This window comes from Mucilaginibacter sp. CSA2-8R (assembly GCF_038806765.1).
Lineage (GTDB): Bacteria > Bacteroidota > Bacteroidia > Sphingobacteriales > Sphingobacteriaceae > Mucilaginibacter.
Map to the genome: position 1 here is coordinate 674,879 of NZ_CP152389.1, position 21,281 is coordinate 696,159.

The following is a 21,281-nucleotide window of genomic DNA, read 5'->3' on the forward strand; positions in this document are numbered from 1 at the left end:
GCAGGTAATTGTTTCCATTTTGCACCAATAGGCAAAGACGTAAACCTTTTAGTTTGCATTCATGCTCTAATCAGCCAAGGTATTGTAGGGGGGAACAAGGTTTAATTGCAGATAGCCATTCTCTAACTTTTTCTGCTTACCCGCCTCATCTAATAGGATAGCAGTAAATTTTGCTTTAAGATTATAGCCACGCGATGCATTTAGTACAAAGTCAGTAACCTCAAAAATTGAATTTCTTTGAAAGCCCGGTGAAGCTACAATAGTCTTTAATCCGTTGTAGGCATTGTAAGATGTGCCTCCCGGTACCTCAATGGCAACACCATTTTGAGTGTTTTGCCATCCAAAATCTTCAACAACTGGGTGTTGTCCTGCCGTAAATAATTTAAGAACATTATTTAAGCCTGGCATTCCGGGAAGACCCCGTGTTGACTTCAGATACTTTTTTAAGAAGATAATGCAGATGCTTCCGTTTTTACCAGTCAAATAGTTTTTTTGATAATGCATTACAGAATCCGGGTTGCCTATAAGGGCATAACTAAAACTATTTACAACAAGTTTGCGGTTAGCGTCTTGGGAGCCAGTCTGGATATCATTTAGGCCCTGGCCGCTGGCCCAATAATTCTTACCATCTATGGTATAAGATACTGAATCGCGAAAAGCGGCTATAACAGGTTTGGTAGGTGGGTCAACTGTAGGGTCTGGATAATTGCTTTTTTTACATGATGTAAATGCTGTTAAAAGCGCAAAGGCAAAAATAAGGTTAAGGGTTTTCATTGATGAATTATTGTAATGGGTGATAAAGGATTAATCTACCCGTCAACAAAAGTACAAAATGTGCCGTCAAAAAAAATGCCTTAAGCTAATTAGCTTAAGGCATTAATGGTTTCGTGTAGTCCATAGGGGAATCGAACCCCTGTTGCCAGAATGAAAATCTGATGTCCTAACCCCTAGACGAATGGACCAAATATTGGTGAATTTAATTAAAGTAGTCCATAGGGGAATCGAACCCCTGTTTCCAGAATGAAAATCTGGCGTCCTAACCCCTAGACGAATAGACCAATTAATAGGTTAAAGTTATGGCTTTACAAATTAAACTTCTTTTATAGAAAGTTTGATTTTTGCCATGCTTTAAAGAACAAATCCCTTATTTTGGGACTGCAAAGATAGACGATAATCTGAATAATTAAAAAATATTTTATCAAAAATTTTCACTTTTTAGTGCTAAGTCAACTGCCAGCGTTTCCAAACAATTTCGGCTTAAAGTTATTCTACCAAAGTTACACCTCAAGTTTAACTTCTTAAGCATAAAAACATAATTTCCGTACCTATGAAAGCTCTTTGGAATAACCAGGTAATTGCCGAAAGCAACCAAACCATCGTTGTTGAAAATAATCACTATTTTCCAAAAGAAAGTGTAAAGGCCGAATTTTTAAAATCCTCTGACACTCACACTACTTGCCCTTGGAAAGGCTTGGCCTCTTACTACACGCTCGAAGTAGATGGGCAGCAAAATAAAGATGCTGCCTGGTATTATCCTGAACCAAAAGAGGCTGCCGCGCAAATTAAAAATTACGTGGCGTTTTGGAAAGGCGTTAAGGTAACAGAATAATGAAGCAATACGACGTAATTATTATCGGCTCGGGGCAGGCAGGTAGTCCGCTGGCTCGAAAAATGGCCAAGGCCGGTAAAAAAGTTGCTATTATAGAAAAGCGCCTGGTGGGTGGTACCTGTGTTAATGATGGGTGCACACCTACTAAAGCCATGGTAGCATCGGCCCGTGCTGCTTATTTGGCCGGGCGTTGCAATAATTTAGGGGTGCATATTGATGGTTATAGTGTTGATATGCCGCAGATTAAAAAGCGAAAAGATGCCATTGTAGAGCACTCCCGAAGCGGTAATCAAAAAAGCCTGGAAGAAGACCCGAACATCGATCTATTATTTGGCAAGGGAAGCTTTACCGGGCCTAAAACGGTGAAAGTTGAATTAAATGACGCAGGTGTTGAGGAACTAACGGCTGAACAAATTTTTATCAACGCCGGTTTGCAGCCTGTTATACCTCATATAGATGGCCTGCAGGATATTGATTATTTAACATCAACATCCATTCTGGAACTGGAGACAGTACCACAGCATATTTTAATTATTGGCGGCAATTATATCGGATTGGAGTTTGGACAGATGTTTAGGCGTTTCGGCAGTCAGATTACGTTACTCGAACGCGGCGAACGTATTATGAGCCACGAAGATGAAGATATAGCACACGAGATTAGTAATATCTTAGCAGAAGAAGGCATTGCTGTTCATGCAAAAACCCAGGCTACTAAGTTTGAAAAAGACCACCACGGGCGTATACTGGCTACATTAGATATTAACGGACGCACCGAGGTGCAGGAGTGTACCCATGTGTTAATTGCTGCCGGTCGGGAGCCGCAAACCAAAGCTCTAAACTTGCAGGCCGCAGGGATTGAAACAAATGAGAAAGGCTTTGTTAAAGTAAATAACAAATTGGAGACTAATGTGCCGGGCATCTATGCGCTTGGTGACATCAATGGCGGACCTGCATTTACCCATATTGCCTATAATGATTTTACGATTGTGTGGCGTAATTTACTGCAAGGGCAACATTTAACTACCGATGACCGCCCGTTGCCTTACTGCATGTTTACCGACCCGCAGTTGGGGCGCATTGGTATAACCGAGGCAGAGGCCAAAAATCAGGGCGTCAATTACAAAGTAGCTGTGCTTAAAATGGAGTCAGTAGCCCGAGCAGTAGAGGTAGGCGAAACCCGTGGTTTGATGAAAGCCGTGGTAGATGCCGACACCAAGCAGATATTGGGTGCTGCTATTTTGGGCGAAGAAGGCGGCGAGATTATGTCGGTGCTGCAAATGGCTATGCAGGGCGGCATTACTTATGATCGTATTCGTTATTGCGTATTTGCGCATCCAACTTACACCGAGTCGCTTAATAATCTTTTTATGAAACTGGATGAATAATTTATAACCGGCAACGTTTAAACCGGTTGTAAACCATAGCTATTCCTTTTATATTTAAACATGATTAAGGTTGAGCACCTCAGCAAGCATTACGGCCAGGCAAAGGCCGTAAATGATATTTCTTTTGAGGTAGCCGAAGGCCAAAACCTGGTTTTATTAGGCACCAGTGGCTGCGGTAAAACCACCACCCTTAAAATGCTCAACCGGTTAATTGAGCCTACGCAGGGGCAAATACAAATAAATGGGGAGGATATTACCAATAAGCCCCCCGAATTGTTACGGCGTCAAATTGGCTATGTGCTGCAAAATACAGGGCTGTTTCCGCATTATACTATTGCCGAAAATATTGCCGTGGTGGCTAATCTCCTCAAATGGGATAAGCAGCGCATCCAAACACGTACTCAAGAGCTTATTCAAAAGCTAAATTTACCACAAGATGTTTTGCAAAAATATCCGCATCAATTGAGCGGCGGGCAGCAGCAGCGAGTAGGCCTGGCACGCGCGTTGATAGCAGATGCACCGGTTTTGCTGATGGATGAGCCTTTTGGCGCTTTAGACAATATTACCCGAGCCAAAATACAAGCCGACTTTAAAACGCTGGATGAACTGCAACGCAAAACGATAGTAATGGTAACGCACGACGTGCAGGAAGCTTTTGAATTAGGCGACCAGATTGCTATTATGGATCAGGGCCGCATTGTGCAGCAAGGCACACCCGCCGGGCTGTTGTTTAAACCGGCTAACCGTTTTGTAAGCGATTTTCTGCAATCTCAGCGTTTGCAATTAGAACTGAGGTTGGTAAACCTGGATGCTATTGCCGCCGCTTTGCCTGCCAATATGGTAGAGGCTCAGCAAACTGCCTCTTTAACAGGAGATAGCAGCGTATGGCAGGCCATGGAAGTTTTGAAAGATGCCAGTTATCCTGTAAATGTAAAGTTAGCAGACGGTACACTAAAAGCCATCAGTTTTACCGGTTTAATGTCGGCTTATGAGAGTTATCAAAACCAGGTAAAAGCATGATTGAACAGCAAACCTTGTGGCAGTTTATGCAGCAGCAATCGGACAAGCTGCTTACCCAAACGCTGGAACATATTAGCCTTACCTTTATATCGTTACTGATTGCCGTAATTATTGGTTTACCGTTGGGGGTTTTTATTGCCCGTAAAAAGCAGTTTTCGGGAGCGGTACTTGGCGTGGCCGGTGTACTGCAAACTATACCGAGCATTGCCCTGCTGGGTTTTATGATTCCGTTGCTGGGTATTGGCCCTAAACCTGCTATTGTTGCTTTGTTTTTGTATGCTTTGCTGCCCATCATCCGCAATACCTTTACCGGCATAACGGGGGTAAATGCATCGGTTAAAGAGGCTGCGCAGGCCATGGGCATGAGTGCTTCGCAAATACTTTTTAAGGTAGAGTTGCCTTTGGCCATGCCGGTAATACTGGCGGGTATACGCACGGCAACGGTAATTAATGTAGGGGTAGCCACACTGGCATCTTATATTGCTGCCGGTGGTTTGGGCGAGTTTATCTTCGGTGGTATATCGCTCAATAACAGTAACATGATACTGGCCGGAGCTATTCCGGCAGCTTTGCTGGCCATTTTGTTCGATTTGGCTTTAGCGCTATTGCAAAAAATCAGCTTCAAAAAATTAAAGGTTGCATTGTATGCCTTGCTGGCTGTTGCAGTAATGCTGGCTGCTTTGCATCTGCTGCCGGCCACCTCGGCTGGTAAACTCACGGCCGGTTTTACACCCGAATTTATGGGGCGCGAAGACGGCAACCTGGGCCTGCAAAAAAAATATGGACTAAAAATACACACCATTGTTATTAACGACGCGGTAATGTACAAGGCGGCTTTCGAAAAAGAGATAGACGTCATCAGTGGTTACTCAACCGATGGACGGCTTAAGGCTTATAACCTGGTGGTGCTCGATGATGATAAAAAGATATTTCCGCCTTACTATGCCGCGCCGATTGTGCGGCAGGATGCCTTGCAAAAGTTTCCGGAGTTAGAAAAAACGCTGAACCTGCTGAGCGGTCACATCAACGATTCGGTCATGACAGATCTGAATTACCGGACAGATTACCTGCACCAAACGCCCGAGCGCGTAGCTAAAGATTTTTTAGTAGCGCATCATCTTTACAAACCCGAAACTGCTGGTAAAAACGGTACGGTACGTATTGGTTCTAAAGTTTTTGGAGAGCAATATATACTGGCCAATATGTACAGTATGTTAATAGAAGGTTATACACCTTACCACGCATCCACTAAAACGGGTATGGGTGGTACTAAAATTTGCTTTGATGCCTTAACTAATAACCAGATTGATTTTTATCCAGAATATACCGGTACTGGTCTATTGGTTTTATTGCATCCGCAACCGTCTGTATTAAAGCAAGTTGAAGCAGATAAAGACAAGACTTACCAGTATGTGCAAGAGCAGTTTATCAAACGCTATCACATCCAATGGTTAAAGCCCATTGGTTTTAATAATGCCTATGCCTTAATGATGCGTAAACAACAAACTGATAAATTAGGCATCAAAACAATTACAGACTTAAAACGCTTTTTAGATAGTGAAAAATAGCATAACCCTTGCCGAGCGATACAAGGAGGTGCGACGCCGTACCGAAGATATTTGCAGTCATTTACAAACCGAAGATTACGTAGTGCAGCCAGTGGTTGATGTGAGTCCGCCTAAATGGCACATTGGGCACACCACCTGGTTTTTCGAAACTTTTATTCTGAAGCCTTACTTTATGGGTTACCAGGAGTACAACGCTGATTTTAACTTCGTATTTAACAGTTACTACGAAACGGTAGGTGCCCGGGTGGTAAGAACCGACCGTGGCAACCTGAGCAGGCCTACCGTCCTTGATGTTTACCGTTACCGCGAATATGTAGATGAGGCGATGTACAGTTTTTTATGCCACGAGCCATCGCCGGAGGTTAAAGAACTGTTTATTTTAGGTTTAAACCACGAAGAGCAACATCAGGAGCTTTTGTATTACGATATTAAATACATTTTGGGCAATAACCCTTTAATGCCTGCTTACAACAAAGAGTACGTTTCGCCAAAATTTGAGCAGCAACCGGGTTTTGTCAGTATAACAGAAGGCGTTTATGAGGTAGGCCATCAGGGCGAAGGTTTTTGTTTTGATAATGAGCTTAACCGTCACAAAGTTTATCTCAATGAATTTGAAATGAGTACTGCTTTGGTTACTAACGGCGAATACCTGGAGTTTATCAACAGCGGCGGTTACCAGGATTTTAGACACTGGCATGCCGAGGCTTGGGATTGGGTTAAAACCAACCAAATAACCGCACCTATGTATTGGCATCAGATCGATGGTGAGTGGCACATTTACACCCTGTGCGGACTGGAAAAGGTCAACCCCGATGATACTGTAACCAATGTAAGCTACTATGAAGCCTACGCTTACGCGTCATGGAAAGATATGCGCCTGCCCACCGAGTTTGAATGGGAAGTTGCCGCTACACAATTTAACTGGGGAAAAAGCTGGGAGTGGACCGAAAGTGCTTATTTGCCTTATCCGGGGTTTAATAAAGCTCCGGGCGCCATTGGCGAGTATAACGGCAAGTTTATGGTAAGCCAGAAAGTGCTGCGCGGCGCATCCGTTGCTACCCCGCCAGGGCATAGCCGCATTACTTACCGCAATTTTTTTCATCCCAACCTGCGCTGGCATTTTACCGGCATCCGGTTGGCCAGATAACTGATACCACACATTTATGCTACCTACAGAAAATACAGCTACCAGCCCGTTAACCGGGCAAGACTTTGATCATCAATTTTGCAAAGATGTGCTTGCCGGACTTAAGGCAACTCCCAAATACTTACAGGCAAAATATTTTTACGATGCCACGGGTGATGAGCTTTTTCAGCAAATCATGAACTGCCCTGAATATTACCCAACTGATTGCGAACTGGAAATATTTACACAGCAAACACAAGCCTTAGCCGAGGCCTTGATTGCCGACGGTAGCCCGTTTGATTTGATTGAGTTAGGTGCTGGTGATGCCATGAAATCAACTTATCTGCTACGCCAGTTAATAGATGAGCGGGCTGATTTTACTTATCTGCCTATTGACATATCAGGGCACGTAATTAACTTTTTGGAGGAAACACTTCCGGTTACCTTACCTGGCATCAAACTTAAAGGACTTACCGGCGAGTATTTTAACATGATGGGCGAGGCAGCACGCATCTCGTCGCGCCGTAAAGTAGTTTTGTTTTTAGGTTCCAACATCGGTAACATGCCGGTGGCTGAGGCCGAAGAGTTTTGTATGGAGTTACGCCGGCACCTGTCTGCTGGCGATCGGGTATTGATGGGTATCGACCTTAAAAAAAATCCGCAAACTATATTAGCTGCCTATAATGACGCCGCAGGTTATACCCGCCGGTTTAACATCAACTTATTGGAGCGAATTAACCGTGAACTGAATGCTAACTTCGATACCAGCCGATTTGAGCATTACCCCACTTACGATCCCGAAACCGGATCGTGCAAAAGTTACCTGATTAGCCTGGCTGACCAGCAAGTAGAGCTTTGTGATGAGACCATCACCTTTAATAAAGATGAGTATATTTTTATGGAGATATCACAAAAGTACACCATTGCCGAAGCTAGCCAGATGGGTATACAGGCTGGTTTTAAGCCGATGCAAAATTTTTCTGATAGCCGTAACTGGTTTTTAGATACGTTGTGGTTGGCGGTTTAACGAAAACGTTTTAGTAGTATATGCATCATTTATGCAGTTTTAATCGATTAAAATTTACCTAATTGCCCTAAAAATTAGTTTTTTTGCGACCAGATTAACACGATAAATATGGAAAGCTTTTCGCTAAAAGACAAGGTTATTATTGTAACCGGTGGTACCGGTGTTTTAGGAGACGCTTTTGTAAAAGGCATAGTTGATGCCGGTGGTATTGCTGGTATTTTGGGCCGCAACGAAAAGGTTGCCAACGAGCGTGCCGACGCCGTTAATGCTGCGGGCGGTAAAGCCATTGCTTTGGTAGCAGACGTACTTAACGAAGCACATTTAAAAGCAGCCCGCGATAAAATGATGGATGCTTTTGGCCGTATTGACGGACTGGTGAACGGTGCCGGCGGCAACATGCCCGGTGGGGTAATACAGCCCGATCAGGATTTGTTTACCATGAACATGGATGGCATGCGTCAGGTAATGGAGCTTAATCTTTGGGGCACTTTATTACCAACGCAAGTCTTTGGTAAGGTAATGGCTGATGGCGGCAAGGGTAGCATAATAAACATTTCGTCGATGGCAGCGCAGCAAGCCGTCACAAAGGTATTAGGCTATAGTATGGCTAAAGCGGCTATTGACAACTATACCAAATGGTTTGCTTTAGAGGCTGCCAACAGATACGGCGACCGCATTCGTATGAATGCCATTGCACCTGGCTTTTTTTTAACCGAGCAAAATCGTACCCTACTTACCCAGCCTGACGGCAGCTATACCGAGCGAGGCAACCTGGTTATGGCCAATACTCCTTTTAAAAGGTTTGGTAAACCTGAAGAATTGGTAGGCGCCTTAGTTTGGTTGTTAAGTGATGCCTCTGCTTTTGTAAGCGGAACTGTAGTTTATGTTGACGGCGGTTTTTCCGTTTTTAGCGGAGTATAATCACCCCTTTATTAAAAATAAAACGGGGCCATTGGTATTGTACTAATGGCCCCGTTTTATTTTATAATAAGTTATGATCAAACATCAGGAGATAAATCCAGGTAATGATAAAAACTAACGGAATCATTACCGGCGATATCCGCTGAAAGGTTCGGTCCCACTTATTACCGTTTAGCATAGGATAATGGTACTCGCTCGAGCTTCCATCGGTATGTCCTTTGTAATTCATACGTAGTTTACGCATGTAAAATATGCCCGCCAATACATCTATAAAAGTAAAAATAGAAACAATTAAAGCCGCTATCGGAAAAATAACGGCCAGCATTTCTTGTTTCTTGAAAAGTTGGGGGGTGGGGGCTTTTGCCGTTACCAGCATGGCGTAAACGTTAAAAAAAAACGACTGCCCAATGGATAGCCATATAACACGTTGGTTTACGCCATTATCGTGGTGCTCAATCTGAGCCCGGCTTATCCGGTAAAGTTCTGAAGGAAGCTGTTCTTGTTGTTCGTCTGCCATAACTTGTTATTAACAGTTTAAACAACAATATTTTAGCGATGCAGTTTTGTCTTATTTTCTTTCTAATGAAAATTTTATATTAACGATTAAATCTCATAGTGCTAGCTAGACGTATTGGTGATTAAGCCAGCGAATATCTATCCTTTCGGCCGATTTTCTCAATTTTGATGTGGCCGGCTTCTTTCAATTCGTTAAGAGGGACGGTAATTTGTCTGCTCAATTTTTTCGCGTCCGACTTAGGTTCGTATTGTGCCATGGCATTGGCAATATCTTCAGTAAAGCCGGAGCCAATTTCCTTTAATGCAAAAACTATCTTTTGATTAACCGGTAGGTCATCGCTGTATTTTACCGGTATGTCAATTGGTTGGGCAGGTTCTGCAACGCTGGTCTGCTCCTCAGCAGGGCTTTCCTCTTTTGGGGCATCTGCCGGAGTTTTAGGTGCCGGGGATTTAGCTCCACCCGGCTTTAGTGGTTGCGGTGCTGCGGTAGTTTCGTTTTTGTTTTTTGGAGAGGCGGGTACAGAAACCGTAAAACCATTTAACAAAGTTTCAAACCGTTTAGCCTCCTGCTGATGATAGGTAACTTGTTGTTTTAAGTACTCTACAATGTCTTTCTCTGTAATGTTAGGCATGGTAAATAAAATGATATTATTTTACCTACAATATAACATTTATATTGTTTTGATGCCTAAAAAACAAGAGATAATCTACATAGCAATGTTACTGTCTATGCGTGGATCTTCGGGTAGTATTTCCATGTCGGGATACTCAATGTATTCGGCATACCATTGTATAGCACTAATTACATCCAAAGCGTCGTCCGGTGTTATATTGATGGTTTCAAAGGCGTACAATTTGCCGTCGGCATAACCGTAAAGCTGTATTTCGTTGCCATCAGGAGTAAAGGTTTCTTCGCTAACACAGTAAACTTTTACTTTAAGCGAGGTATCACGCGAGTGGATCACGTCTCGGCACGGGTCATTAGGGTCAGTGGCTAATAAAAAAACGTTGTAATCCATTGTATCGTAATATAACTATATATATGCTAACACGCTAAAATTAATATGGTTTAATATTTCTATTAACTATAGGGACATTAGGTTGCAATGTCAATTTATGCTAAATTTCTTTTTAGGTTAAAAATTTTCTCAACAATAGACCATGCAGGTTGTAATTAATTACATTATGACAAAGCAGAATTTAAAATACATTATAATGGCGGCTGTACTTTGTACTATGGCTGCCTGTAAAGATAATCCCCGTAATACATACGGAGGACCATCTAACAACCCACATGACACGTCAGCTTCCAGGCGCGATACCAGCTCGGTAGGTTTACGTACGGATGGGCGGCAATAATTAAAAAGATAAGCGTGGAATAATTAACGCGAAGTATCTCGGTATTTAGTATATATTTCCCCAAAAGAAATTGATAGCGAAGCATAAAAGTTAATTTTATAGCAGAAAAAATAAATTTAACTTACGGTATCTATTTTGCGTATAAGCACATGCCCTACTCTTAAGGGCTGTTTTTCATAGGTAGATGTAGAGTCGGATGGCTGCGAGAGCAATCCGACTTTCTTTTTTAACGGGCCTCGTATCTGCGGAGTGCCTCCTCGCCAAATCGCAGCAAATCAGCTGCAGTGATATATCCTACTGTATTTAAAATAATTTGTCCTTTAGGGGTAAAAATAATTAAGGTTGGATAGGCCCGCATTCCCCATTCCTGTGCCAGGTAAGGGTTTTTACCACTTTCCATGTTTAGCGAGGTATTAACGAAGTTTTTATTATAAAAGGCTGCCGCCTTAGGGTTTTTAAAGGTAGTAGCTTTCAGCATTGTACACGGACCGCACCAGGTAGCATAGGCATCTACAAAAATGAGTTTGTTTTGTGCCGAAGCCTGCTTTAAAGCATCAGCCCAGGTAGTAGCCTTAAAGTTAATTTGCCGGTCGCTGTTTTGACTGGTAGCATTTAATACAAAAGTTAGAAGCAGCAATAAGGTAATAAGGTTGGTACGTAGTATATATCTTTTTAGCATATCAATGGTGTGACAAATAATAGCAATAGCCGCCAAATGCAGCTATTGCTATTTTAAAATATTATGGGCGTCTTTCTTCACGCTGCGGACGCTGGCGTTGCTGCTCCATTTGCTGTTGTCGCTGTTGCTGCATCTGTTGACGTTGCTGATCGGCCTGCTGGCGTTGCTGATCCATCTGTTGTTGCTGTTGTTGTCGCTGTTGATCTGCCTGTTGTTGCCGCTGTTGGTTCATTTGCTGCCTTTGTTGGTCAAACTGTTGACGTTGCTGGTCCATCTGTTGCCGGCGCTGATTATCCATTTGCTGGCGTTGCTGATCAAACTGCTGGCGTTGCTGTTGCCGTTGTTGATCGTCTGTTTGCTGCCGTTGTTGCTGGCGCTGCTGCTCCATCTGCTGTTGACGCTGTTGCTGCATTTGCTGGCGTTGTTGGTCATCCATCTGCTGGCGCTGTGGGCGTTGTTGGTCCCACCGTTGTTGTTGGCCTTGCTGGCGCTGCTGGTCAAACTGCTGGTTTTGCTGATTAGGTATTACCTGCTGCTGCCGTTGCACGTCGCGTTGGCGCTGCTGTTCCATTTGCTGCCGGCGTTGGTCAAACTGCTGCTGTCTGTCGGGGTTAGCCTGTTGGTTAACGTCGCCACCATTAAACTGACCATACCTACCACGCTGACCGCGTTGGTCATTCGGCTGGCGGTTCGGGTCGGTTGTTTGTGGCAGCCCGTTTTGTGGCTGTCCATTAAACTGACCGTACCTGCCGCGCTGATCGTTAGATTGGCGATTAGGGTCAGTTGGTTGCGGCTGTCCGTTTTGTTGCTGCGGGTTAGCATTAGGCTGGTTTCCTCGTTGCCAGGTCTGCCCGTCGTTGTTTCGGTTTCTGCCGTTATACTGGTTGCGGTTATTATTACTATTATTATCCTGTGCTCCAGGTCTGTTAACAGGCTGGTTATTGTTGTTATCAGGCCTTCTCCCGTTGTTAAAGCCATTATTGCGGTCGTAAACCCGTACAAAGTTGCGGTTGTTATCGTTGCGGGCCGCATTAGCCAGACGTGCAGCATTAATACGGTTAGTAATGGCACGGTTACGATCGCCTATATTAAAATTAGGGTTGGCATTACGGTAAGCACGGGCATCTATTACCCGGCTTGGGTGCACATCGTTGCTGCGCCTTACCATCGGGCGGTAAATGTTCAGCGTGTTATTGTTAAAATAAGGCCTGCGAGGGCTGTTAATGTTATTGATATTATATATCTGTATACGGTTGCGGGTAATACGTTCAATATCATTAACCCGCGGTCCGGCAATGTATCTGCGGTTGTTGTTGGTGTAAAAATTATTAATAACGTTACTACGGCCGTATAAGTTAATTACTGTAGTGCGTGGCAAATAGTAATTGTAAATAGATGCACTGGTTATATAAGCCTGCGGAGCAAATGTCCAATAATCGGCAGGCATATTATAGCTGCCAAAAGAAGCGTCAACACTTAAACCGGGGCCTAAAGGTGCCCAGCCGTAGTAGTTATCCACAGTGCGCCAGTTAACCCAGGCCGGCCCCCACTCATAGTCGGGTATCCACTCCCAGCCGTAGTAATCGTCAAAGCGCCAGCGGCCGTAATGGAAGGGTGCCCAGCCCCATTCGTAATCAGATACCCAGGTGTTGCCATATTCGGTCATTACCCAATGGCCATTGGTGGCATAAGGTCTAAAATCTTCGTCTACATCGGGTACCCATACCGTGCCGTATTGCGGATCGTCTACCCAGGTACCGTAAGGCTGCAGGCCATCATAAAAATCCTGAAAGGTAATATAATCGCCTTGCGCGCTTGCCTTTTGAGGAGTTGCAAAAAACAGCAACAATGCTGTGCAACTCAATGTTATATATCGAAAAAGTAATTTCATACTGTTATCTGTTGGTGTCTGTATAATTATCAGACTTATTACATTAGAAAGTGTTTAACGTTTAGTAAACTATATTGTGTAAATATTTTCGTAGCGATAGCTAAATATGCAGGCTAAAGAATTTTATATGATACTGCTTTGATATTATATTTATTAAATAATTTTGACCACATTTTTAAGAGAAGGATTTATGAGTACAGTGAATATCCCGCGCTTAGACTTAGACACCTACAAAAATGGCGATGCGGAAAGCCGTAAAAGATTTTCTGATGCTATTGGTGCGGCGTTTAACGAAACCGGTTTTGTAACCATTACTAACCATGGTTTAAGTAAAGAATTAATTGATAGTTTATATCAGCAGGTAAAAAGCCTTTTTGCTTTGCCTGAAGATGTGAAATTAAAATATGAGAAACCTGAACTGGCCGGACAACGTGGTTATACCAGTAAAGGCAAAGAAACGGCCAAAGGGTTTAAAGTGCCTGATTTAAAGGAGTTTTGGCAAATAGGCCAGACTGTTACTGACGGCGACCCGATTAAAGAGCAGTATCCGGACAATGTTTATGTAGACGAGTTGCCGGAGTTTAACACCGTTACCCGCGAGGTTTATGAAAAGCTGGAAGCTGCAGGCACTTTACTATTGGAAGCTATTGCCACATACTTAGGTTTGCCTCAGGATTATTTTGACAGCAAAGTACACAACGGAAATTCCATACTGCGTACCCTGCATTATTTCCCTATTGAAGATCCGGATGCTTTGGCTCCTGATGCGGTACGTGCCGGTGCACATGAAGACATTAACCTGATTACATTATTAATTGGTGCCAGCGCTGATGGCTTAGAACTGTTGACCCGTGATAACGAGTGGTTCCCGGTAAAAGCACATGGCGAAGATGTAGTAGTAAACGTGGGAGACATGCTGCAGCGTTTAACTAATAATAAATTAAAGTCAACAACACACCGGGTAGTTAATCCGCCGCGCGAGGAAATGAAAAACTCCCGTTTTTCAGTGCCATTCTTTTTGCACCCGAAATCGGATATGGATTTAACGTGTCTGGAAAGCTGTATTGATGAGCAGCATTCAAAACAATATACCGACATGACCGCCGGCGAATACCTGGATGAACGTCTGCGCGAAATTGGACTGAAAAAATAAGGAATATAAACACCGACCGATTTTGGTTTGGTAATTACTGAAAAGCTTTAATGCAAAAAAAGACCGGTTGCTACCAGCAACCGGTCTTTTTAATTAAATATAGTCTTGAGTATTTAACTCAATTTCCCCATTTCAATTTGTACTGCTCTCAAAAATTCAGTACAATGCTGCGAGCCAATGATGTAAACCAGGCCATCGCGGTCGGTAAGGTGTAAGGCCTCATTACCTGCGGTGTAAAAACGGATGGAGCCTTTGCTATGCAGGTTGTATACCGGGTTATTAAACCAATAACGGCTATAAGTGCCTTTTTCAACCTTGACAATACTTTGCAGGTCAATTTTTACCAGTCGGGTAGTCCACAAACCATTTAGTAAAATACTTTGGTTTTGCACCCGCGTACTAAAGTGTACTACAAATCCTAAAATGATAGAGATAATAATAATTCCAAAGCCCACCACTACCAGGATATCAGCATTGCGTTCGCTTTCGTCGGTAAAAAAGTAAACGGCAAAACACACCATTGCCAGCACCAACCTAATGGTAACCGGTATCCATTCTCTGCCTAAATACTGTTTTTCAATAAATGCCGGTGTGCTACCTGTCATGGTTTTAATAGTTCGAAGATAGTAACTTTTTTGGTTTGTGGTGTTAATTTGTACCTGTCGTCTAACCGGTAACCTGCTACCCAAATTATATCGCCGTTGCCATTTACCAATATAGGTATCTGTATTTTTTGATGTCGCGGCACTTTTTGATTAATAAAAAAGTCGCTTAGCTTTTTTCGGGATGGCATCCCCAAAGGCATAAAATAATCGCCTTCCTGCCAATTCCTGAACGTTAAAGGGTAAACCAGTAAATCTTCGTCTACCGCAGCAATCGCACCATGGGGGGTAACTAAATAAGGCGCATTTGTGCGTATTACATGGAAAGATGTATCAGCGTAAAAAATTTCCTCACTATCTCTATTTAAATAAACAGGTAAAACGTTCAAATCCTTTTTAGGAGTAATAATTAGCTTATCACGGTCAAGTAACAGTTGATACTTACCGGACTCAAATACCCGACCTGCGTGCTTGGGCAATGCGCTAATCACATCATCCAGTATGGTGTCATTAAAGTCGTATTCTTTTAACAATTCGCCCAGCAGCAAACGTTGCGGCTGCAACTGTAAAACATCCGCTTTTAAAATATGAATCTCGTTTTCATGCTGTTTAACAAGGTTGTGTTTTACCACCTGCATTTGCAACTGCAGCAATTGTTCCAGCTCACGAAAATGAGATAAACTACGTTCGAAAGTGTTTTCGAGGTTAGGGTTGAGTTCTTTAAGTTTGGGGATCACCTCATGCCTTATTTTGTTGCGGGCATATTTGGTAGAAGCGTTAGAGCTGTCTTCGCGGTACGGCAGTTTGTTTTGCAATTGCAATACAATGTCTGTAATCTGTTGCCGGCTCAAAAAAAGCAAAGGGCGCACCCAATAGCCGTTTTTAGGTAAAATACCATGTAAACCAGCTATACCCGTGCCGCGCGTAAGGTTTAACAATATAGTTTCAATTGTGTCGTTTTGGTGGTGTGCCAGCGCAATAGCATCATATTGATGTTGTTGCCTTACCTGCTCAAACCATTGGTAGCGCAGTTCGCGGGCTGCCATTTGAATGGAGATTTTTTGCTTTTTAGCATAGGCCAACGTATCAAAGCTTACGGTATAAAAAGGTACTTGCAATTCGGCTGCCAGCGAACGGCAAAAATCCTGATCGGCGTTGGCTTCTGCATCACGCAGTTGAAAATTACAATGAGCAATACCAAAAGTATAACCGGCAGCTTTAAGTAAATGAACCAGCAATACAGAATCCATGCCGCCGCTTAAAGCAGCCAGCACTTTATTGGGGCGGTTAAAAAGTTGATGCTGCTCAATATAAGCAGTAAAGTTTTGAACAGGCAGCATGGTCAAAATTATTAATTTAAATAACCGCAATCAAACAACTAATTTTGTAGTGTGAGAAAATATCTCTTTCTATACCTTTTCATCCTTTTAAGTTTTACGGCTTGGGCACAAAAGCGCCCGCCGCGAACTATTGTTAACCTGGTGCAATCAGAACGTTCTGTTGGGGTAAAACGCAATGGGGAAGATATTCTTAAAGTGTACAAAGGCATATTTAAGCAGGAAGGTTCTACACTAAAATCAGACAGCGCCTATTTTTATCCGCAACGTAATTCTTTTGATGCTTTTGGTAATGTGAACATTAACCAGGGCGATACGCTTAATGTATACGGCGATAAACTATATTACAACGGTAATACCCATGTGGCACTGGTTACTGATAACGTGCGCATGGTTGATCGTGATGCTACTTTAACCACCAACTATTTAACCTATAACACCGCCACACGCATTGGTACTTACACCGGCGGTGGTAAACTGGTCAATAAAGATAACACGCTGGTTAGTAAAAACGGGTACTACTTTGCCTCTAGCCGCGATGCTTACTTTAGGTATGATGTAGTACTTACCACGGTTGATGCTACCATTAAAACCGACACTTTGCGGTATAATTCGGGTACGCGTATTTCATATTTTTATGGCCCTACCCGTATTTTGGGTAAAGACAAAGATACCTTGTATACCGAAAGGGGTAATTACAATACCGTTGTAGAACAAGCCTTTTTTAGTAAGAACAACTTATATACCCAAACTACCAAATCATTAAAAGGCGATAGCTTATTCTACGACCGTTTAAAGGGTTACGGCCGTGCTGTGGGTAATGTTACGTTTGATGATAATGAGCAAAAAGTAACTATTAAAGGGCAACTGGGCACCTATTACCGCGCCACAGAGCGGGCAGTGATTACCGAGCAGCCTTATGTAATTATGATTACAGAGCAGCGCGACAGTACAAAAACCGATAGTGTGAAACCCGGGAGGCCCGCTGCTGTTAAAAATACCCGCAGCAAAAATGCGGTAGCCACAAAAAACTCGGCAGCTGTAAAAAGCGCCTTGCCGGCCAATTCTAAACCACTGGCCAAAGTGCCCGGTAACATTACTGCTGCCGACACTGCGCGGATTAAAAATGATACCCTTGCCTTGAAGCCGCCTCCAAAAATTAAACGCGATACTATATATTGGGGAGCTGATACCATCGAAACACAAATACTAACCTACAAAACTTTGCGCGAAATGCAGGAGCGTATGCGGTTAGCCGGCATTAGGGATACCTCTGTGAAAAAGACAAGGGCCGCAATGCCGGTTCGCGCCCCCCTAAAGCTATCAACACCTAAAAACCTGATAGCAATGCCGCCTGCCGATGTTAAAATGGATATGAGCTTTTTGAAGCCAGATATTTTTGGCAAGCCCCGGGCTAGCGATACTACACAAAAAGCAAAGACCGCACCGATAGTTGCTGCTGGTAAAAAGCCGGTTGTGGCTGCAAAACCTAAAGCGCCTGCCAAGCTCGATTCGGTTTACTTGAGGCGCCAGTTTAATTTGAGCGATACGGCACGCATACGCATTTTGAGCGCCCATCATCATGCTAAAATTTTTAAATCTGATTTACAGGCCAAGGCCGACTCCATGTTTTACAGTTATGCCGACTCTACCATGCGCTGCTTTGTTGATCCGATTATCTGGACGCAGGGTTCGCAAATTTCGGGAGATACGATTTACCTGCAGTTAAAGAATAAAAAGATTGATAACACAGATGTGTTTTTGTCGGCCTTTACGGTTAATATAGATGATAAAGATTCGACCCATTTTAACCAGGTAGCCGGCAAGCGAATGAAGGGCTTTTTTGTCAACAATAAGTTTCAGCGGCTTTTTGTAGACGGCAACGCCGAAACTATTTATTTTAACCGCGATAGCACCAAAAAAGTCACTGAGTTGATGCGGACCATCAGTAGCCGTATTCGGATAAATTTTAAAGATAATAAGGTAAACAACGTTACTTGGCTTACCAAGGTAGAGGAGGAGGCTATTCCTATTAAAGATGTAAAAGAAGACGACAAAATATTAAAAGGCTTTTTGTGGAAACCCAAAGAGCGGCCTAAAAATAAAGAAGCTATTATTTATGCTGCCGCCATTCGTAAAAAGGCGGCAGCCGCCAAAAAGATAGCTGCCAAGGCACCGCCAGGTACAGCTAAGAAAGTTACAGATGGAGCGGCCAAAAAAACTCCAGCTGCTGCAACTGAAGCAGCAAAGTCCGCGTTACCATTGCCCGACTCGGCAACGGTTAAAGCCCTTAAAGACACGCTGCAAAAACTGCTGCCAGGTAAAAAGGAAGTGATTGATTCGGTGAAAAGCAAACTGCTTAAACCCTAATTGTCAACAGGTGTGGCAGCTATTGCTTACACCTGTTGGTTTAAAAACGCAATCAGTTTTTCCATGGCAATAGCACGGTGACTGATGCTGTTTTTTTCTTCCATACTCATTTCGGCAAAGGTAATGTTATAGCCATCGGGCTCAAAAATCGGATCGTAGCCAAAGCCTTTGGCACCGGCTTTTTCATGGCGGATGCTTCCTTGTATCACGCCTTCAAAAAAATGTTCCTGCCCATTCCAAATGAGCGATATTACCGTCCGGAAATTAGCTTTGCGATTGCTGATGCCCTGCAGCTTTTCCAGTACTTTAGCAATATTAGCCTCGTGGTTGCCATGCTCGCCAGCGTAGCGCGCCGAGTAAACGCCCGGTTCGCCATTCAGCGCTTCAATCTCCAATCCGCTGTCGTCACCAAAACAATTGAGATTATACTTATTAAAAATGTAATGACTTTTAATCGAGGCATTTGCCCTAAAGGTGATCCCGTTTTCTTCAATATCGTCATGGCAGTCAATGTCGGTAAGGCTTTGCAGGTTTAGCTGGTTCCCGGTTTTAGCAGCCACTTCCTGCAGTTTATGTTGGTTGTGCGTGGCAAATACAAGCGTTGCAGGCATATTTATAAAGTTTTAATCTGATTCCAGAATATCTTAGTATTTTCCTTTTGCCCCATCATTTCATCAAAACCAAAGGTATACAGCACTCGGTAACCGTCGGCTGTTTCTGTAATTTCGTTGATAGGCAGGGCTGGCATGCCGTTAGGTAAGGCAGCTTTGCCAAGTATCATCAGCTTTTGCGGTTTAAAATAATCAAAAAGCTCGCTCCAGGTATGGGTAGGGTAGTGGTTAATGTTTACAATAGCCGTATCCTCCGGCATAAAGTTGAGCCTTCCTAAAGTGCTGGTTAAAGCTGCCAAGTGTGCCTCAGATATAAACTCAGTATTAGGGTAATGGGTAAGTATTAAAAAGTTTTTTTGGTTACTGCCCTTGTACTTAAACACGGGTGCGGGCGTTTCTATAGGAGCAGCATTGGCAGGTGGTTCAGTAGTTAGGTTTTCTACGCGCAACGTTGGTTGACTGTAAAAATCCTGATCTGCTTTAAGCAAATAAAGTTCTTCGGATAAAAAGTAAGTTAACTGGCTTGGTAGTATTTCCGCTTTCACTTTAACAATTTTTAACAAAAATAACTAAAGCAACTGAGGGTTTATGGGCATATTCGCATATTATTAGCCTACAAGCAGATAATGACATATTTATACGCCCGAAGTGCAGAAATTTTGCGAAATTCGGAGGTTTATTTAAAGTTTAGCCGCCACAGGGCTCAACGGTTACATTAGTGTACATGAGAAAGTTTGGAATAGTATTTTTAAGTTGTTTATTAGCATTTACCGTAGTCCGCGCGCAGCGTAGCACCTTAGATAAGGTAGCCGGTGTAGTGGGCAGCAGTATTATTTTACAGTCGGACATTGAGTTGTCTTATGCACAATACCTGGCCAATGGCGGCCAGCCCGACCCAAGTGTTAAGTGTACCATTTTAAGCAGGTTACTTACCCAAAAATTGTTAGCTCAGCAAGCTGTTATTGATAGTGTTAGCGTAACTGAAGATGATGTAGACAACCAGATAGACCGACGTATGCGCGGTATGATGCAACGCGCCGGCGGGCAAGACCGTTTAGAGCAGTTTTTGGGTCGTTCATTAATTCAGTACAAAGACGAGATTCGTCCTGACATCAAAGAGCAAATGGTTGCCGAAAAGATGCAAGGAAAAATTACCGAAAAGGTAAGCGTTACCCCGCAGGAAGTTAAACGCTTTTTCGATAAAATTCCTAAAGACAGCTTGCCGTCTTACAATAAAGAAGTAGAAGTTGGAGAGATTGCCTTTCAACCTAAGTTAAGTAAAGATGAAAAGCAGTTTTATCGTGATAAAGCCGAAGGTTTACGTACCCGCGTTAAAAATGGAGAAGACTTTGGTAACATCGCCCGTTTATATTCTCAGGACCCGGGTTCGGCATCAGAGGGTGGCGATTTAGGGTTTTTTGACCGCAGCATGATGGCTAAAGAATTTACCGCTACAGCCTTTAAATTAAAAGCTGGCGAGGTATCTCCGGTGTTTGAAACAGAATTCGGTTTTCACTTTTTACAGGTAATTGAGCGCCGTGGCGAGCAGGTGCACGCCCGTCACGTACTTATTATTCCGGTTACTACGCCTGGAAGTTTAGAACGTGCTAAATTTAAAGCCGACAGTGTTTACAACCTGATTACTAAAAATAAAAAGCTCGACTTTTCTACCGCCGCTTCGGTGTTTTCTGACGATAAAGAAACCAAGTATAATGGTGGTATGTTGATGAATGCCGAAGATGTACAAGCCCGGTCTACATTAATCCCTACTAATAAACTCGACCCGCAAGTAGCCCTGGTAGTTGATACCATGAAGGTAAACGAAATATCCAAACCGCAACTGGTAACCGCACAGGATGGTAAACAAAGCTATAAAATTCTTTACCTGCGCTCGGTAACCGACGCACACAAAGCTAACATGGCGCAAGATCTGCCAAAGCTAAAAGAAGTAGCGCAGGCCGATAAAGTTAATCGTTCGGTAAGCGAGTGGTTCGAGAAAAAAAGAAAAAATACTTTCATTCGTATTGATCCTGAATACCAATCATGCGCTCAGTTAAAGAATTGGTTAGAGAAACCCGAGCAAACTGCGCAAGTTAAGCCTTAATAT

The 21,281-nt window shown here is 43.1% G+C and carries 21 protein-coding genes and 2 tRNA genes; 11 read left to right on the forward strand and 12 right to left on the reverse strand.

Annotated elements, in window-relative coordinates:
- Positions 1-66: 66 nt before the first annotated feature.
- The 3 genes from AAGR14_RS02870 to AAGR14_RS02880 form a co-directional block, all read right to left on the reverse strand.
- Complete coding sequence (locus tag AAGR14_RS02870; RefSeq protein ID WP_342647093.1) at positions 67-774, reverse strand: hypothetical protein; 708 nt, start codon at positions 772-774, stop codon at positions 67-69.
- A gap of 116 nt (positions 775-890) precedes the next feature.
- Positions 891-962 (reverse strand) — tRNA-Glu (locus AAGR14_RS02875).
- Positions 963-986: 24 nt separating this feature from the next.
- A tRNA-Glu gene (locus tag AAGR14_RS02880) sits at positions 987-1,058 on the reverse strand.
- Between the two features lie 269 nt (positions 1,059-1,327).
- Here AAGR14_RS02880 and AAGR14_RS02885 point away from each other — a divergent pair.
- The 7 genes from AAGR14_RS02885 to AAGR14_RS02915 all read left to right on the forward strand — a co-directional run bounded on the left by AAGR14_RS02885 (position 1,328) and on the right by AAGR14_RS02915 (position 8,656).
- On the forward strand, positions 1,328-1,609 hold the full coding sequence (locus AAGR14_RS02885; RefSeq protein WP_342647094.1) for a DUF427 domain-containing protein: 282 nt from the start codon (positions 1,328-1,330) through the stop codon (positions 1,607-1,609).
- The gene (locus AAGR14_RS02890) at positions 1,609-2,994 is read left to right on the forward strand and encodes a mercuric reductase (RefSeq protein ID WP_342647095.1); all 1,386 of its coding nucleotides are present in this window, start codon (positions 1,609-1,611) and stop codon (positions 2,992-2,994) included. Before AAGR14_RS02885 ends, AAGR14_RS02890 begins: the two co-directional genes overlap by 1 nt.
- Before the next feature lie 60 nt (positions 2,995-3,054).
- On the forward strand, positions 3,055-4,014 hold the full coding sequence (locus AAGR14_RS02895) for an ABC transporter ATP-binding protein (protein ID WP_342647096.1): 960 nt from the start codon (positions 3,055-3,057) through the stop codon (positions 4,012-4,014).
- A complete protein-coding gene (locus tag AAGR14_RS02900; protein WP_342647097.1) occupies positions 4,011-5,582 on the forward strand; it encodes an ABC transporter permease/substrate-binding protein in 1,572 nt (523 codons plus the stop codon). Before AAGR14_RS02895 ends, AAGR14_RS02900 begins: the two co-directional genes overlap by 4 nt.
- Entirely contained in the window at positions 5,572-6,729 is a 1,158-nt protein-coding gene (gene egtB / locus AAGR14_RS02905) for an ergothioneine biosynthesis protein EgtB (protein WP_342647098.1), read from the forward strand. Before AAGR14_RS02900 ends, egtB begins: the two co-directional genes overlap by 11 nt.
- 16 nt (positions 6,730-6,745) lie before the next feature.
- Positions 6,746-7,735: an L-histidine N(alpha)-methyltransferase gene (locus AAGR14_RS02910; RefSeq protein WP_342647099.1), complete on the forward strand. Its 990-nt coding sequence runs from the start codon at positions 6,746-6,748 to the stop codon at positions 7,733-7,735.
- Between the two features lie 108 nt (positions 7,736-7,843).
- A complete protein-coding gene (locus AAGR14_RS02915; protein ID WP_342647100.1) occupies positions 7,844-8,656 on the forward strand; it encodes an SDR family oxidoreductase in 813 nt (270 codons plus the stop codon).
- 61 nt (positions 8,657-8,717) lie between these two features.
- On the opposite strand, the gene AAGR14_RS02920 is transcribed toward AAGR14_RS02915, so the two are convergent.
- The 3 genes from AAGR14_RS02920 to AAGR14_RS02930 all read right to left on the reverse strand — a co-directional run bounded on the left by AAGR14_RS02920 (position 8,718) and on the right by AAGR14_RS02930 (position 10,191).
- Entirely contained in the window at positions 8,718-9,173 is a 456-nt protein-coding gene (locus AAGR14_RS02920) for a hypothetical protein (RefSeq protein WP_342647101.1), read from the reverse strand.
- Between the two features lie 121 nt (positions 9,174-9,294).
- Positions 9,295-9,804 carry a hypothetical protein gene (locus AAGR14_RS02925; protein ID WP_342647102.1) on the reverse strand — a complete coding sequence of 170 codons (510 nt, stop codon included), beginning with the start codon at positions 9,802-9,804 and terminating at the stop codon, positions 9,295-9,297.
- Positions 9,805-9,879: 75 nt separating this feature from the next.
- Positions 9,880-10,191 carry a hypothetical protein gene (locus tag AAGR14_RS02930; protein ID WP_342647103.1) on the reverse strand — a complete coding sequence of 104 codons (312 nt, stop codon included), beginning with the start codon at positions 10,189-10,191 and terminating at the stop codon, positions 9,880-9,882.
- Between the two features lie 166 nt (positions 10,192-10,357).
- Between AAGR14_RS02930 and AAGR14_RS02935 the strand changes: the two genes are divergently transcribed.
- A complete protein-coding gene (locus tag AAGR14_RS02935; protein WP_342647104.1) occupies positions 10,358-10,531 on the forward strand; it encodes a hypothetical protein in 174 nt (57 codons plus the stop codon).
- A gap of 226 nt (positions 10,532-10,757) precedes the next feature.
- On the opposite strand, the gene AAGR14_RS02940 is transcribed toward AAGR14_RS02935, so the two are convergent.
- Both AAGR14_RS02940 and AAGR14_RS02945 read right to left on the reverse strand, forming a co-directional pair.
- On the reverse strand, positions 10,758-11,210 hold the full coding sequence (locus AAGR14_RS02940; RefSeq protein ID WP_342647105.1) for a thioredoxin domain-containing protein: 453 nt from the start codon (positions 11,208-11,210) through the stop codon (positions 10,758-10,760).
- A gap of 61 nt (positions 11,211-11,271) precedes the next feature.
- Complete coding sequence (locus AAGR14_RS02945) at positions 11,272-13,101, reverse strand: DUF6600 domain-containing protein (protein WP_342647106.1); 1,830 nt, start codon at positions 13,099-13,101, stop codon at positions 11,272-11,274.
- A 190-nt stretch (positions 13,102-13,291) separates the two neighbouring features.
- Here AAGR14_RS02945 and AAGR14_RS02950 point away from each other — a divergent pair, with 190 nt between their 5' ends.
- On the forward strand, positions 13,292-14,254 hold the full coding sequence (locus AAGR14_RS02950; RefSeq protein ID WP_342647107.1) for a 2-oxoglutarate and iron-dependent oxygenase domain-containing protein: 963 nt from the start codon (positions 13,292-13,294) through the stop codon (positions 14,252-14,254).
- A gap of 113 nt (positions 14,255-14,367) precedes the next feature.
- Here AAGR14_RS02950 and AAGR14_RS02955 read toward each other — a convergent pair whose 3' ends face one another.
- A complete protein-coding gene (locus AAGR14_RS02955) occupies positions 14,368-14,859 on the reverse strand; it encodes a hypothetical protein (RefSeq protein WP_342647108.1) in 492 nt (163 codons plus the stop codon).
- Positions 14,856-16,196 carry a tRNA lysidine(34) synthetase TilS gene (gene tilS, locus AAGR14_RS02960; RefSeq protein ID WP_342647109.1) on the reverse strand — a complete coding sequence of 447 codons (1,341 nt, stop codon included), beginning with the start codon at positions 16,194-16,196 and terminating at the stop codon, positions 14,856-14,858. Before tilS ends, AAGR14_RS02955 begins: the two co-directional genes overlap by 4 nt.
- A gap of 51 nt (positions 16,197-16,247) precedes the next feature.
- On the opposite strand from tilS, the gene AAGR14_RS02965 reads away from it, so the two are divergent.
- Positions 16,248-18,563, forward strand: a complete 2,316-nt coding sequence (locus AAGR14_RS02965) for an OstA-like protein (protein WP_342647110.1) — start codon at positions 16,248-16,250, stop codon at positions 18,561-18,563.
- A gap of 26 nt (positions 18,564-18,589) precedes the next feature.
- On the opposite strand, the gene AAGR14_RS02970 is transcribed toward AAGR14_RS02965, so the two are convergent.
- Together AAGR14_RS02970 and AAGR14_RS02975 are read right to left on the reverse strand one after the other, a co-directional pair.
- Positions 18,590-19,174 carry a non-canonical purine NTP diphosphatase gene (locus AAGR14_RS02970; protein ID WP_342647111.1) on the reverse strand — a complete coding sequence of 195 codons (585 nt, stop codon included), beginning with the start codon at positions 19,172-19,174 and terminating at the stop codon, positions 18,590-18,592.
- A gap of 2 nt (positions 19,175-19,176) precedes the next feature.
- Positions 19,177-19,719 carry a hypothetical protein gene (locus AAGR14_RS02975; RefSeq protein WP_342647112.1) on the reverse strand — a complete coding sequence of 181 codons (543 nt, stop codon included), beginning with the start codon at positions 19,717-19,719 and terminating at the stop codon, positions 19,177-19,179.
- Positions 19,720-19,898: 179 nt separating this feature from the next.
- On the opposite strand from AAGR14_RS02975, the gene AAGR14_RS02980 reads away from it, so the two are divergent.
- A complete protein-coding gene (locus AAGR14_RS02980) occupies positions 19,899-21,278 on the forward strand; it encodes a peptidylprolyl isomerase (protein ID WP_342647113.1) in 1,380 nt (459 codons plus the stop codon).
- The last annotated feature ends 3 nt before the right edge of the window (positions 21,279-21,281 follow it).